We start from the raw sequence: 13,888 nt of genomic DNA, 5'->3' as shown, positions 1-13,888 counted from the left end.
GGGTTTGTGCTCGCAACAGGGGATTGGGGCTCGCGTCATGACGCGACGACGCAAGGAATCAATTGGACCACGTCTCGCCCGAGGACGCTGGCCTGACCCGGCCCGAACAAGATCAGGGCACGACGCGCGCGACATCGTCCGCCCCGAAAAACTCGACCAACAGGCGCTGCGTCTCGGCGGTGCGCTCGAGCATCGGCAGGTGGCCGCTCCCGGGCAGGACGACGAGCTGGCTTCCGGGTAGGCGCTTTCGGAGCGTTGGCGCAGCCGATACCGGATAGATTGAATCCCCCTCGCCCCAGACGATGAGCGCGGGGATGACGATGTCCAGTGACTCATCGGCATCGCCGGCCAAGACGCCGTCGAAGAGATTCACGATGTCCCAGACCTGCCGATAGTGCAGATTGCGCGCGACATAATCGCGAATCAGCTGTTCGCGCACCTCATCCGGAACCTCCGGCGGCTGCACGAACAGCAAACCCATCTCCAGCTCGAACTGCGCTTGGTCCGTGGGGATGAACGGATTGATGCCTTGCAGGATTGCCGCGCGGACCCCCGGACCCCAAGGCTCGACGCCCAAGGGCGGCCCGATGAAAGCTAACCTGCGCACCCGCGCTGGATCGCGCCGTGTGTACAAGGCCGCGATTGCGCCGCCCAGGGAGTTGGCGGCCAGGTCGAAGGGACCGAGCCCGAGCACGTCGGCGAACTCACCAAGCAGCTGCACCTGACGTCGCAGGTCGTAGACGCTCACCGGGTAGTCGGTGCTTTGGCCGAACCCCGGCAGATCGGGGGCGATCGCATCGAAGCCGGCCGACGCAAGCCCGCACAGCACCTCTTGCCACTGCTCCTTTTGCGCGAACAGTCCATGCAACAGGATAACCGGCTGTCCGTGCCCGGCACGATCGTAGTGGACCTGTCCGCCGTCGACCTCGATCGACGCGGAGTGCAACGCGCAGCTGTTCTCGACGTCCTTGGCCTGGACGCCGGTGACAACCAGCAGTCCAAGGATAAGCCATGCCGGAAAGGTCGCTCGCAAGATCAGGGATTTACCCACGCTATAGGCCTCGCAGTGGATCGATCGGTTAGCGGCTCGTCGGGCGAACAGGTCATGGCACCGACGCATATGTCCTGTCGACGACGCCGTCTGCATTCAAGCGCGAAGGGGACCCGGCCGATGGCATCGCGGCGCGTCACTGGTTGACGCCCTTGCATCAGGTGCACTTGCCGGCCAACGGCACATGTGCGGAGCATGCCCGGTGACAATGAACACGGTCAAGATGTCGGGGTCTCAGACGCAACTGCTGAGGTACATCAAGCGGCACGATCGCAACCCCGGCAATATTGGCGAACCCCCCTTATGGTCATCTGCAACGGATCGTCAAGACGGCTACCGCCCCAAGAGCGGTCCCTGGAGCCGAGATGTCTTCTGGAGCCGAGATGTCTTAGGGGAAGAAATCGGTATCAGCCGATGCATTGGTCTGCCGCGTTGCTGCTCGCCTTGCTTGCCGGATCGGCGGCCTGCACCCGGGTCACTGTGTGGCGGGCCGAGTCGGCCAATCCACCCATCGGGCGGTTCGCCGAGGTTGACGGTCTGCGCGTCCACTACACGGACCAGGGGCAGGGCCGGCCTCTCATCCTGGTCCACGGCGCGAGCACCAGCCTACTGGACTTCCACGCCAGCATCGGCGGGCCCCTGGCCGCGAAGTACCGGGTCATCGCCTTGGACCGTCCGGGTCACGGCTACAGCGAGCGTCCTGCCGATGCCCGGCCGAACCCATTGGCTCAGGCCCGCATCGCTTACGGCCTGGCACAGAAGTTGGTCTGGAGCGCCCGATTCTGGTCGGACACTCCCGGGCCGGCTCCGTGGTCCTCGCCTATCTGCTCGCCTACCCCGGCGAGGCGGAGGGCGGGGTGCTCCTTGCCGGCGCGACCCACCCCCGGGAGGGAGGCGTGGCCTGGTACAACGACCTGGCGGGGGTCCCGGTGCTCGGTTCGCTGTTCGCCTACACCTTGGGCGGGGCACTGGGCCCGCTCGCCATCGACGGCGGGATTGCGGAGGTCATGTCCCCTGACCCGGTCCCGGATGGCTATCGGTCCCGCACCGGGGTCGACCTCGGCCTGCGGCCGCGGACCTTTCTGGCCAACGCCGAAGATGTGCGTCGCCTGAGACCCTTCCTCGCCGAACAGCGGGCCGGCTACTCTCGCATCCAGGTCCCGCTCCTGCTCATCACGGGCGAGCGGGACGACCTGGTTCCCGCCTGGAATCATGCCGACCGCCTGATCCTGGAGGCCCCCGGGGCGCGCCAAGTCGTGATCCCGGGGGCCGGCCACGGCCTGCACCACAGCCGAGGGGATCTGGTGGTCAGGCTCATCGAGGACTTCGTCGCGGAAACGGACGAGGCCCGCGGCGCCGGTCATTGAGTCCGAAGTCGGCATTCCCGGGCGCCGCTTGCGGTGCCCCGTACTGTCCCTTCGGGTACCCGACCGGCCGGCGGGTTGCAGGAGGCAGGGTGCGCCCCACCTTCAAGGGCAGGCACTTGCGGGAGACATCCCCATGACGCGACGCATCACCCGACCCATCTCCATCGCGGCCCTAGCCGCGATCCTCGTCTTGCCCCCGGCGGCGGTGGCCCATCACGGCTGGCGCTGGACCGCGGGCGAGAACATCTCCTTGACCGGTCTCATCACCGCGGTGCGGCTCGGCAATCCGCATGGGCTCGTGACCGTCGACGTCGATGGCGAGCCCTGGACCGTCGAGGTCGGCCAGCCCTGGCGCAACGAACGCGCGGGGCTGACCGACGCGGACTTCGCCATCGGGCGCGAGATCCGCGTCGAGGGCGAGCCGGCCGCGGCCGCCTCGCGCCGGGTCATCAAAGCCGAGCGGCTTTGGTTCGACGGGCAGCGGCACGAGCTCTATCCCGAGCGCGATTGAGGGTGGAGGCACTCGGCGCGCTCGGGGCGGCACTCGCCGACTGGCCGCTCGCCGAGGCGATGCGGCGCGCGCGCTGGGGCTACGCGGCGGCGAGCACCGGGCACGTGGTCGGCATCGCGCTCCTGGTCGGCGCAATCCTGCCCTTCGACCTGCGCCTCCTCGGCGCCTGGGCCTCGGTCGAGCGCGCCGTGCTCGCGCGGGTGCTCCTGCCGGTGGCGGCAACGGGCCTGGCGCTGGCGGTGAGCTGCGGGGTACTCCTGTTCCTGGCGGCGCCGGCGGACTACCTCGGCGCGCCGCTCTTCCTCGCCAAGATGGCTCTGGTGGCGGTGGGGGTGGGCCAGGCGGCTGCGCTCCACCTCGGCCCCGGTCTCGCCGCGGCAGGGGTCGTGCGGCTTCGGGTCGCCGGGGCGCTGTCGCTTGCGTGCTGGATGGGCGCGCTGGTGGCGGGACGGATGCTTGCGTTCGTCGGCGCGTGAGGGAGATCCTCGGCGTGGTTCCGGCCATCCTTGGCGCGCTCGTGATGGCCAACCCGCCGGGGGATCTCGGGGCTACTGCCGCTGTGCCGCCTCGATGACCGCCAGTCCCAGCTTGCCGGCGTGGTCGGCCTCGCCCTCGGCGCCGCTGTTCAGCGCGAGGGTGACGACGAGGTCCTTCTCGGGCAAATAGATGTAGAGGGTGCGGAAGCCCATCGATTCGCCTTCGTACTGCCAGCCGAAGCCGATCGCGGGCGAGATGAAGCCCGAGATGCCAAGGCCGAAGCCATGGGGGTCGTCGGCGGTCAGCCGGGCGAGCGTCTCGCCTGTCCGCATCGACACGACCCGGGTGAGCTCGGCGCGGGCGTCGGCATCGAGGAGATCCTCCGAGGTGAAGAGCGCCCGCACCCAGTTGTTGACCTCCTCGGGGCGCGAGACGCCGGCCCCTGCAGCCCCGCCCCAGGACATGTCCTCGGCCTTCACGTCGGCCCCGTCCAGAGCCTTCATCGCGTCATAGCCTTCCGCTACGAAATAGCCCGACGCCATGCGCTCGGTGATCTCGGGCGGATAGATCCCGGCCCGGTAGTAGGTATTCATCAGGCCGTAGCGCGGGCCGAACAGCCGCTCCTCGAAGTGTTCCTGCACCCTGCGTCCGGTGGCCTTCTCGATCACCATCCCGGCAAGGATGTAGTTGGTGTTCGAGTAGGAGTAGCCCGTCGTCGGGTCCGGGGCGTCGGGATAGGCGGGGTCGGCGAAACCGACGAGGACCGCGGGCGAGAAGTGGCGCGACAGCCCGTTCCGACCGATATCGGCGATCATCGCATCGACGTTGTCGTAGCTCGGGATGCCGCTTGTCATGTTCAGAAGCCGGCGCAGCGTGACGTCCTTCCACGCCGGATACTCGGGCAGCCACTCACCCAGCGTGTCGTCGAGGTCGAGCACCCCTTCGGACTGGAGTTGCAGCAGCGTGACCGCGGTGAAGGACTTGGTGATGCTGCCGATCTGGAACAGCGTGTCGGGCGTCACGTCGGCGGCGCCGGCCGCGTTCGAGACCTTGCCGGCGCTCACGTTCACCGTGCCGCCGCCCTCGGGCAGGCTGACGCTGATCGAGATCGCGGTGGCCTTTTCGCCCGCGGCGGTGTCGGCGATGTAGGTGTCGGCGATGGTCCGGAGCTTCGCGGCAAGCGCGTCGTCGGCCTGGGCAGGCGCCGGCCCGCTCAGTGCGGCGGCAAGGGCGAAAACGACCGGCCCGGCGATCCTGTTGGTCATGAAATGTACCTTGAAATCCGCTTGCGCAAATCCGGTTCACCTGATGGCCGCATCAGATCTGCCGGGGGAGCGCACGTCAAGTCCCGCAGGAAATACGGCGCGAAAAACAAGATGCTCCGACGGATCGGAGATCCAACCGCCACTGCGCGCTGCGCGTCCAGCGACGCCCGAATCGATGCTAGCGTTGGATCGACGGCCGGTCAAGACGCTGTCCGGGCGCGCAACGGCCTCCGGTTGGAGCAGAGATCCCGTGTTGACGAGCGCTTGAAAACGGCTCCGGGCACAGCGGACGGGCGGGAGGCAGTGGCGGCTGCACTCCCGCCCGCGGCAGACACCGGCGACCAGGCAACGCGCTGGTCAAACTCGAAGTGTGGCTCGGATTGGCCGAGAAGGTCCCGGTCCGGCGTCGGCTCGGGCGCATCGTCCCGGGCGGGGTGATCGGCGGTGGGCGGGGCGGCTCGCCGATGTGGTTGAGAATCCGCCATGATGGCGTGGATAGCTGTTTTTTGTGTACAGCAGGCAGAGTGATCCTGGAGGCTCGCGGCGAACGTCCGACGACCGCTGTCCGTTGGACTGCTGCCGTTGAGATTAGGGGAACGGATGTCGGCTCTTCGCCGGTGCTCCCCCTCGGATCTCCCGGATTCAGTGACTGATAATGGGGCACAGCGATCGGTTGGCTGGCTCGGCTCGGTGGCCGGTCTGGGTCGAGAACGGACCCTTCCGCCGCCTCTCGCCCGGTGCCGCAGTGCGGAAAGATCGGCGGAAGTCAGGTGAGCGAATCTTAGAAGTCTGTGACGAGATAATGTTGGAAACAACACTTCGCGCGCCGCTCCAGCTTCTTTCTGCTCGTATTCGACCTGACCGCGCTCGAAGTGCTCCCGTAACCAGCGCGTGATCTCCTCCTTGCCTCGGTGGTCACCGTCTGGGCTGGGCCTCGATCATCCCTTCGCCCACAGCGGCCACCGAATGCGTCGTCAGGCCATCCTGGCCTGACGGAATCAGGGCTGGAAGCCCTGAGGACGCAAGGATCACCAGCAGTTGGACCAAACGATGATCAAGGCCCAGCGCTGCTCGCGCCGCCCCATCGCGTACGGGTTATCCATCTGCTCCGGCGGCGTCTCCCCTCGACCTGCTCCGACGTGCATCAGACGGTTGTTGAACCTCGCCCTTGAGCTGCTCCTCGAGCTGGTTGCCGTACCGCCAGCGCGTGACATTGTGTGACCGACTCGACCGTGATCTCGACTACCTGGGTACTCAGCACACGGGACATTCCGGCGCTCGTCCGGCTCACCCTCCCGTGAGGCAGCTGGCCGAGAAAAGGGCAAAAAGCGACGCGTTTTCGTACTCGCGGAGCAAATTGCAAGCGGTATCGTAGGCGCTGGAAACAACAAGAACCCTCCACCGATTCCATGAAAATGCAAAAACAATGAGAACCTTAAGCCTCGATGAAGCCGCAGCATTCCTTCGGATGCATACGGAAACGGTTCGCCGCCGCGCGCGCGACGGGGTGATCCCCGGCGCACGGCCGGGCAAGGCATGGGTATTTTTGGAGTCGGATCTGGTGGATTGGCTCCGCTCGCAGTACGATCCTCAGGCGCGAGCGGCAGGGCCTTTATCGAAAAGGAGATCGACATGCTCTACCGCAGAAACAACAGCCGTCACTGGTGGACTCGCTTCACCACACCGGACGGCCGAGAAGTACGGCGCTCTACTGGCACCGAAGACAAGAAAGACGCCGAGGAGTACGAGGCGAAGCTGAAGCAGGATCTTTGGCGGGTCGCACGACTGGGCGAGAAGCCGAGGCGGTCGTGGCAGGAAGCTGTGGTGCAGTGGATTGCCGAGACCGAGCATAAGGCCAGTCACGAGGATGATCTGGTTCATTTGAGATGGCTCGATCCGCACCTGAAAGACAAGATGCTGGACGAGATCGACAAGGCGTTGGTCGACCAACTGAAGGTCAATCGAAAAACGCAGAAGACGAAGCGGCATCCGAAAGGTGTCACGAACGCGACGGTGAACAGGATGCAGGCTTTGCTCCGGGCAATCCTACGTCGGGCTGAGCGCGAATGGGAGTGGCTCGACAAGTCCCCGGCTTTACGCATGTTGCCGGAACCCAAAAAGCGTGTTCGCTGGCTCAAACGCGACGAAGCCGATCGGTTGATCGCAGAGTTGCCGGAGCACCTAGCCGACATGGTGCGTTTCAGTCTAGCGACCGGACTGCGTGAAGCAAATGTGACGGGGCTATGCTGGGAGCAAGTTGACTTGGACCGCCGCGTCGCCTGGGTGCATGACGATGAAGCCAAGGGCAATCGAGGAATCGGTGTGCCACTTAACCGCGATGCTGTCCTGGTGTTGCGGCGCTGGCAAAATCGCCATGCGGAGCGTGTCTTCTGCTACCGCCGTAGGCGCAATGGCATGGAAACCTGGAACCCGGTGACCAAGGCAGGCGGAGCGGCGTGGCGGAAAGCGCTGGAGCGTGCCGGGATCAGCAATTTTCGCTGGCATGATCTCCGTCACACTTGGGCAAGTTGGCACGTTCAGGCCGGAACGCCTCTGCACGTTCTGCAAGAGCTGGGAGGTTGGCAGTCAGCCGAAATGGTCCGACGTTATGCGCATCTGGCGCCGGAACATCTTTCGGAGCATGCCTCTCGGATTGAGACCGGGTTGAAGCCTGTCCGCACATTTTCCGGCACACCTGAAACGAACAAGGCCACCGAAGTGGCCTAAGTTGTTGTTTTTATGGTGCGCCCTGCAGGGCTCGAACCTGCGACCACCTGATTAAAAGTCAGATGCTCTACCAACTGAGCTAAGGGCGCGAAAGCCGGGCAGTATAATGCGGTGCGCGGTCTTTTTGAAGGGCCAGGACGCGGGCCCGTCGAAACGGGTGTCGTTGCGGCCTTGCGGCGGCGGGGATCGCTCAGCGCAACTCTTGGCCGATCCGCTCCAGACGGCTTCTGGCGAGGCGCGCCTCGGTGCTGGCGGGATAGCGACTGACGACCTGCTCGAGCGTGGCGCGCGCCTGCTCGAACGCCTTTTGCTCGAATTGGATGTAGCCGATCTTGAGCATGGCGCCGGGGACCTTCGGGCTGTCGGGGCTGAGCTGGACCAGGCGATCGAGCTCGGCCAAGGCGGCCGGGTAGTTGCGCTGGATGTAGTAGGTCTCGCCGAGCCAGTAGCGGGCGTTGTCGGTGAACTGGCCCTGCGGATAGCGCCGGAGCAGGTCGCTGAAGGCGGCCTGCGCCTCTTCGTATTTGCGCTCTTTGAGGAGCGCAAAGGCGGCGGCATAGGCATCGCGCTCGCTGCCGCCGGTCGTCTCGGGCGAGGGCAAGGAGGGGATGCCGGCGGCACCGCTCGACGAGGGGACCGGCGCGGCAATCGGGGGCGGCGGCTCGGGCGTCCCTGCGGGGGCATCGAGATCGCTTCCGCTGACATCGATGGAGCCATTACCGCCGTTCAGGTCGCCCGGGGCGGCAGGACCCAAGGGATCGCCGCGATCGGCACCGAGACGCGAGTCGATGTCGAGAAATTGATCGCGCTGCTGGCGCTGCAGCTTTTGGATCTCGAACTGCTGCATCTCGACCAGACCGCGCAACTCCTGCATCTCCATCTGCAGCTGCTGCATCTGAAGCAGGAGCTCGGAGCCCGCCTGATTCTCGAGGATGCGCTCCATGCGGGCGAGCCGCGCCTCGAGGGCAGGGTTTGCCAGCGCCGTCGGCGGGACGGTCGCAGCGAGCAAGGCCGCAGCCAGAATCAGAACGATCGGTCGGATACGCATCAATTCACTCCTAAATCCTGTTCCGGTGACAACCGAAACCTTCGCGCTCGACAGTCGTCCAACGACCTGAAGCGCCAAGGAAAGCAGATTAAATAAAATTCTTAGACAATTTGAATCGCGTCAACGCCGACACCCGCAGACACTCGCCGAAATCCGATCCCACCCAAAAGCCCGCAGGTCGCACCGGACGCGATTCAACGCGATTCAATACTGGATCACGACACGCCGATTCAACCGCCAGGCCTGCTCGCTATGACCCGGATTGGCCGGGCGTTCTTCGCCGTAGCTCAGCGTGGACAGCTGGTTCGGCGGCACGCCGTCGGCGATCATGAGACGCCGCACCGACTCGGCACGCTGATCGCTCAGGGCGAGGTTGTACTCGCGTGTGCCGCGCTCGTCGGTGTTGCCTTCGAGTGTCGCCTTGACCCCCGTGTTGATGCCCAAATACCGCGCGTGGGTGCGCAGCACCGGGAGATATTCGGGCTTGATCTCGGCGGTGTCGTAGTCGAAATAGATGGTCCGCTGGTACAGCGGATTACTCGGATCCTCCCAGGGACCGGCATAGACCGGGCGCGTGGTTTCGAGCGGGGCGGTCGTGGTCGGCACCGTCGGCATCGGCTGAGGCGCGGCAGGCTCGATCGATTGTTTCGGCGCGCTGGTGCAGCCGGCGGCCAAGACAGAGGCGAGCACGACGGCAGTGAGGGCGAGGGCGGGCGCCCGGATGCCCTTGCGGTTCGTTGTCATCACAGACTCCTGACCCCGGCGTCGGGGATTGGACGTTGGATTTGTTCGGGGCGCGCCTTGGTCATGAGCTCGGCGACGTCGCTGATCGGGACGGTAGGGTAATGGGACGAGCGAGAGCGTGGTTCACCCTCTGCGTCGGGGCTGGTGGACTGCGCTTCGCTTACCCTACGGGGCTTGTTCACCCTAACGACGGGGATCATTGTATGAACGGCGACCAGGCGGGCTCGCGGACCTCGCCGGAATCCTGCGACAGGCGCTGGTTGCCGCCGCCGTCGATCGAGGCTGCCGCCAAGACGCCTCGGCCGCCGTGGATGGTCGCGTAAATTACCATGCTGCCGTTCGGCGCGAAACTCGGTGACTCGTCCAGGCTGCCGTTGCTCAAGACCCGCATGAAGCCGCGATCCAGATCGATCACGCCGATGCGGAATCGCCCGTTGACGCGTGTGACCAGGACGATGGATCGCCCGTCCGGCGAATAGGATGCACGGGCGTTGTAGTCGCCCTCGGAGCTGATCCGCTGGGCGGGCCCGCCGCCCGAGCCCATGCGATAGATCTGCGGGCTGCCGCCGCGATCGGAGGTGAAGATGATCTGTTGACCGTCGGGCGACCAGGAGGGCTCGGTGTCGATGGCGAAATGGTCGGTGAGACGCACCAGCTCGCGGGTCGTGAGATCCAGCACATAGATGTCCGGATTGCCGTCCTTGGAGAGCGTCATCGCGAGCTTGCGCCCGTCGGGCGAGAAGGCCGGCGAGCCGTTGATGCCGGGATGGCTCGCGACCAGCTCGCGGCGCCCGCTGGCCAGCTCCTGGATGTAGATGGCGGCGCGCTTGTTCTCGAAGGAGACGTAAGCGATGCGGCGGCCGTCGGGAGACCAGGCCGGCGACATGATGGGCTCGCCGGAGGAGACGATGGTCTGGGGGTTGTAGCCGTCGGCGTCCGCGACGCGCAGGGTCACCGTCTGGCTCTCGCCCTGGCCGGTGGCGGTGACATAGGCGATGCGGGTGGCCGCCACGCCGCGCTGGCCGGTGAGCTTCTGATAGATGATGTCGGCGATGCGGTGCGCCGTGTTGCGCATGCCGGCCTTGGTGGAAACGAGTGTGCTGCCGGCGAGCTGATCGCCGCGGAAGACATCGTAGAGGATGAAGCTGACCCGATAGCCGCTGCCGTCGGCCTCCACACGGCCGATAACCAGGTTGTTCATCCCGAGCAGGCGCCAATCGCGCAGATCCACGTCCTCGTGTCGGGCCGGCATGTCGAGCATGTCGCGGGTCGGCATCGCACGAAACCGACCGGTGCGCGCGAGATCCGCACTGATGACGGCGGCGATGTCTACCGGCGGGATCAACCCGTCGCTCACCCCGAAGGGGACGACGGCGATCGGCTGGGCGGCCTCGACACCGCCGGTGACCTCGATGTTCAGACGGGCCTGTGCCGGCCCGGCCCCGAATCCGAGACCGAATCCGAAAAGGACGACTGCAAAGGCCATGAGGATCGAGGGGCGGCGCTGGTGTCGGGGCATCGGGGTCTGTCCTGGCTAGGGCCTGAAGGTGAAAGTGAACTCGCGAAAGCGCTCGAACACGGGTCCGGACGGCACGGGCAAGGGCGATGCCTGATTGACCGCGGCGACGACCGACTGATCGAAGGCGGTATTGCCGCTGCTCTGGACCACACGAACGCTGTTGGGCACCACGTCGCCGCCCGGGATGAGCCGCACCGAAACGACGGTGGCGAGATCGCGACCGGTCGCCGGCGGTCGGACCCAAAACTGACGCACCCGATCACGGATCACGGGGACGTAGCGATCGGCCTCGCGCGCAAGCTGCGCGGTCGCCAACGCCGATCTCGGGTCGCCCTCACGCGTACGCTGCGCCTCTTCCGCGCCGAGCCCGCGCTGCCTGTCCTCCTCGGCGAGCCGCCTGGCCTCCTGCTCGATGCGCTCTTGCGCAAGCTCCTCGACGAGACGACGCTCCTCGAGCTCGGCCATCAGGCGGGCCTCCTCTTCGAGCTGCCGCTGCCGCGCGAGGGCGGCCTCGGCGTCGGCTTGGCGCTGGGCCTCCACACGACGCTCGATCTCGGCGCGTCGCTCGGCCTCGGCCCTCTCACGGCGTTCGTCTTCGGCGCGGACCGCCTCGGATCGGCGTTGGGCCTCGGCGCGGGCCGCGGCCTCCGCGGCAAGACGCTGCTCTTCGGCCAGACGCTCCGCCTCGGCCTTGGCGGCTGCGGCCTCCGCGGCTAAACGCTCGGCCTCGGCGCGTCGAGCGGCCTCTGCACGGCGTTCGGCATCGGCGCGTTGTTCTGCCTCGGCCCTCGCCTCGGCGGCCTCTCGTTCGGCCTGCGCTTGGCGCTGGGCCTCGGCCATGCGGTCGATCTCCAGCAGACGGCGCGCCTCGGCCTCGGCTGCAGCCGCTTCGGCCTCCGCCGCCAGCTGCTCGGCTTCGGCGGCGGCAAGAGCGGCCTCCTCGAGACGCTGGGCCTCCTCGCGTTCGGCGTCGGCCTGACGCTCCGCCTCGGTGAGCTCGGCCTCGAGCCGTGCGGCCTCGGCGGCACTCAGGTCGTTCTGGCTCGACTCCGGCGGGGCCACTGCGTCCGGCGGCGCCTGTCCTTCGGAGACGATCTCGGGACTGATCTCGGGTCCGGCCGGACGTCGCGCCTGCTCGGCCTGAAACTCCGCCACCATCGCCTCGAGCGCGGCATCGCCGATGATGGTCGCCTGCACCACACGCGCCTTGCTCCCGGCCTCCGTGATCGGCCGATCGATCTTCACGCCCACGAAGAAGAGCAGGGCGAAAAAGACATGCAGACCCAACGACCAATAGAAGGCCCGCGGGTTATGCCTCAGGATGTGCCACATGTCCGGGCTCGTACTGCCGCGTCAGCGCTCGCGGCGCTCCGGCGGCACCGTCACCAAACCGACCTCGGACGCCCCGGCCGCTTGAGCAACGACCATTGCGCGAACGACACGCCCGTAGTCGACGCGGTGGTCAGCCCTGACCAGGATCGGTGTGCCCGGCGTGTACTCCAGGACGACACGAATGCGGTCAAAGAGGATCTGCTCGCTGGCCGGGGCGTTTTTGTCGTCCCCGATATCGATGTAATAGTCACCGAACTGGTCGACGGTGATGATCAGCGACTCGGTCGTCGGGCTCGGGATCCCGCCGGCCGTCTCCTGCGGCAGCGCCACCTTCACACCCTGCGTGATCAAGGGCGCCGTCACCATGAAGATGACGAGCAGCACCAGCATCACGTCGATGTAGGGCACGACATTGATCTCGGCCATCGGCCGGCGGCGCTGTCTGGAACGGGTGCGCTTGAGCATCTGCGGGAGTCCTCGAACGCTCAGTTGCGGCCTTGACGTTGCAGCAGGGTCGAGAACTCTTCCATGAATTCCTCGTAGCGGCTGTTCAGACGCTCGACCTGATAGGAATATCTGTTGTAGGCGATGACGGCGGGGATGGCGGCGAAGAGACCGATGGCGGTGGCGACCAATGCCTCGGAGATGCCCGGCGCAACCAGTGCGAGGGTGGCCTGCTCGACGTTCCCGAGTGCTTGGAAGGCATGCATGATGCCCCAGACGGTGCCGAAGAGCCCGATGTAGGGGCTGGTGGAGCCGACCGTCGCCAGGAAGGTGAGGCTGGTCTCCAGGCGGTCCATCTCGCGGCTGAGGGCGACGCGCATCGAGCGCTCGCTGCCCTGCAGGACGGCCATCAGGTCATTGCCCTCGATCTTGCGCAGCCGCACGTATTCCTTGAAGCCGGCGCGGAAGATGGACGGCAAACCATGTTCGCCCTTGCGGTTCTCGCTCAGGTCTTTGTAAAGCGTACTGAGATCGCCGCCGGACCAGAAGCGCTCCTCGAAGGCGTTGGCGCTCTTACGGGCCTTGGAGAGCACGCGTCCGCGGTCCAGGATCATGGCCCAAGAGGTCACGGAGGCGAGCACCAGCACCACCAGCACCAACTGGACCACCAGGCTGGCCTGGAGGATGAGGTTAAACAAGGACAGATCGGACGTCATGGCAGGGTCTCCGCTGGACCGCTCGCGAAAGGCAACAAGTCGGACAAGAGATCGCCGGGCAGGCGCGCCGGGCGCAGGGTCGCGACATCGATGCAGGCGATCTTCACGGCGGCTCGGCAACAACAGGTACCGTCCCCGTCGCGCATCACCTGCTGATCGAACTCCAGACTCGCACCGCCCGCACGCACCAGGCGGGAGGTCACGCTCAGGCAATCATCGAGACGGGCGGGTGCAAGATAGTCGATCGCAACGCGACGCACGGCGAAGAGGATGCCGCAACGCTCGCGCAAGGCATCCTGCTCATAGCCGACGGCGCGCAGCCACTCCGTGCGCGCCCGCTCCATGAACTTGAGATAATTGGCGTAGAAGACCACACCGCCCGCGTCGGTATCTTCGTAATAGACGCGCACCGGCCAGGTAAAGGTCAACAATCGGGGATCGTTTGATGTCGGCACGGCACGGACCGCATGTTTGGGCTTGACTCAAACCGCGAGAGTGTACCGGAAAGCACCCCTGCGGGCACCTTGCGTCGAAAGGGGGCGGCGAGGCTAGTGGTTGCAGAGAGTCCGAGACCGCCCGAAATCATTGTCGTTGTCGAAGTCGTCTCGATGGTCGATTACGACAACGACAACGACAACGAACGGACTCGACGACATACCTGCCGTGCTGCAAGAGTGGCTCAGGCCG

Annotated in this window: 13 protein-coding genes, 1 tRNA gene and 2 pseudogenes; 6 read left to right on the top strand and 10 right to left on the bottom strand. The window is 66.0% G+C overall.

The features are described 5' to 3' along the window. Positions 1–112: 112 nt before the first annotated feature. Positions 113–1,051: an alpha/beta hydrolase gene (locus tag KFB96_RS24360; RefSeq protein ID WP_300970954.1), complete on the bottom strand. Its 939-nt coding sequence runs from the start codon at positions 1,049–1,051 to the stop codon at positions 113–115. A 195-nt stretch (positions 1,052–1,246) separates the two neighbouring features. Here KFB96_RS24360 and KFB96_RS27725 point away from each other — a divergent pair. From KFB96_RS27725 to KFB96_RS24345, 4 genes and pseudogenes are all read left to right on the top strand, one after another. Further along, a pseudogene (locus KFB96_RS27725) lies at positions 1,247–1,750 on the top strand (alpha/beta fold hydrolase); the annotation flags it as partial. A 23-nt stretch (positions 1,751–1,773) separates the two neighbouring features. Then, complete coding sequence (locus KFB96_RS24355; protein WP_213456992.1) at positions 1,774–2,418, top strand: alpha/beta hydrolase; 645 nt, start codon at positions 1,774–1,776, stop codon at positions 2,416–2,418. Positions 2,419–2,551: 133 nt separating this feature from the next. Further along, positions 2,552–2,929 (top strand): DUF6152 family protein, encoded by a 378-nt coding sequence (locus KFB96_RS24350; RefSeq protein ID WP_213456022.1) that lies wholly within the window; start codon positions 2,552–2,554, stop codon positions 2,927–2,929. 2 nt (positions 2,930–2,931) lie between these two features. Next, positions 2,932–3,405, top strand: a complete 474-nt coding sequence (locus KFB96_RS24345) for a hypothetical protein (RefSeq protein ID WP_213501579.1) — start codon at positions 2,932–2,934, stop codon at positions 3,403–3,405. 72 nt (positions 3,406–3,477) lie between these two features. Here the strand turns inward: KFB96_RS24345 and KFB96_RS24340 are convergent, their stop codons facing one another. Continuing rightward, positions 3,478–4,671: a serine hydrolase gene (locus tag KFB96_RS24340; protein WP_213456026.1), complete on the bottom strand. Its 1,194-nt coding sequence runs from the start codon at positions 4,669–4,671 to the stop codon at positions 3,478–3,480. 1,426 nt (positions 4,672–6,097) lie between these two features. Between KFB96_RS24340 and KFB96_RS27720 the strand changes: the two are divergent. After that, a pseudogene (locus KFB96_RS27720) lies at positions 6,098–6,241 on the top strand (helix-turn-helix domain-containing protein); the annotation flags it as partial. Positions 6,242–6,303: 62 nt separating this feature from the next. Beyond that, positions 6,304–7,398 carry a site-specific integrase gene (locus KFB96_RS24335; protein WP_213456028.1) on the top strand — a complete coding sequence of 365 codons (1,095 nt, stop codon included), beginning with the start codon at positions 6,304–6,306 and terminating at the stop codon, positions 7,396–7,398. A 13-nt stretch (positions 7,399–7,411) separates the two neighbouring features. On the opposite strand, the gene KFB96_RS24330 is transcribed toward KFB96_RS24335, so the two are convergent. The 8 genes from KFB96_RS24330 to ybgC all read right to left on the bottom strand — a co-directional run bounded on the left by KFB96_RS24330 (position 7,412) and on the right by ybgC (position 13,656). Further along, positions 7,412–7,487, bottom strand: a tRNA-Lys gene (locus tag KFB96_RS24330). A gap of 101 nt (positions 7,488–7,588) precedes the next feature. After that, on the bottom strand, positions 7,589–8,446 hold the full coding sequence (ybgF, locus tag KFB96_RS24325) for a tol-pal system protein YbgF (protein WP_213456030.1): 858 nt from the start codon (positions 8,444–8,446) through the stop codon (positions 7,589–7,591). Positions 8,447–8,650: 204 nt separating this feature from the next. Continuing rightward, a complete protein-coding gene (locus KFB96_RS24320; RefSeq protein WP_213456032.1) occupies positions 8,651–9,190 on the bottom strand; it encodes an OmpA family protein in 540 nt (179 codons plus the stop codon). A gap of 196 nt (positions 9,191–9,386) precedes the next feature. Next, positions 9,387–10,709, bottom strand: a complete 1,323-nt coding sequence (gene tolB / locus KFB96_RS24315; protein ID WP_213456033.1) for a Tol-Pal system beta propeller repeat protein TolB — start codon at positions 10,707–10,709, stop codon at positions 9,387–9,389. 15 nt (positions 10,710–10,724) lie between these two features. After that, a complete protein-coding gene (gene tolA, locus KFB96_RS24310; protein ID WP_213456035.1) occupies positions 10,725–12,041 on the bottom strand; it encodes a cell envelope integrity protein TolA in 1,317 nt (438 codons plus the stop codon). A 21-nt stretch (positions 12,042–12,062) separates the two neighbouring features. Continuing rightward, positions 12,063–12,506 carry a protein TolR gene (gene tolR, locus KFB96_RS24305; protein ID WP_213456037.1) on the bottom strand — a complete coding sequence of 148 codons (444 nt, stop codon included), beginning with the start codon at positions 12,504–12,506 and terminating at the stop codon, positions 12,063–12,065. A 20-nt stretch (positions 12,507–12,526) separates the two neighbouring features. Further along, positions 12,527–13,201, bottom strand: coding sequence for a protein TolQ (gene tolQ / locus KFB96_RS24300; protein WP_213456039.1), 675 nt, complete (start codon positions 13,199–13,201; stop codon positions 12,527–12,529). Next, the gene (gene ybgC, locus KFB96_RS24295) at positions 13,198–13,656 is read right to left on the bottom strand and encodes a tol-pal system-associated acyl-CoA thioesterase (RefSeq protein WP_300970947.1); all 459 of its coding nucleotides are present in this window, start codon (positions 13,654–13,656) and stop codon (positions 13,198–13,200) included. The genes tolQ and ybgC overlap by 4 nt, the downstream gene beginning before the upstream one ends. Positions 13,657–13,888: the final 232 nt, after the last annotated feature.

The organism is Thiocapsa sp. (genome assembly GCF_018399035.1).
GTDB lineage: Bacteria > Pseudomonadota > Gammaproteobacteria > Chromatiales > Chromatiaceae > Thiocapsa.
Note: the sequence above shows the minus strand (reverse complement) of the source record. Positions and strands in the feature narration are given on the sequence as shown.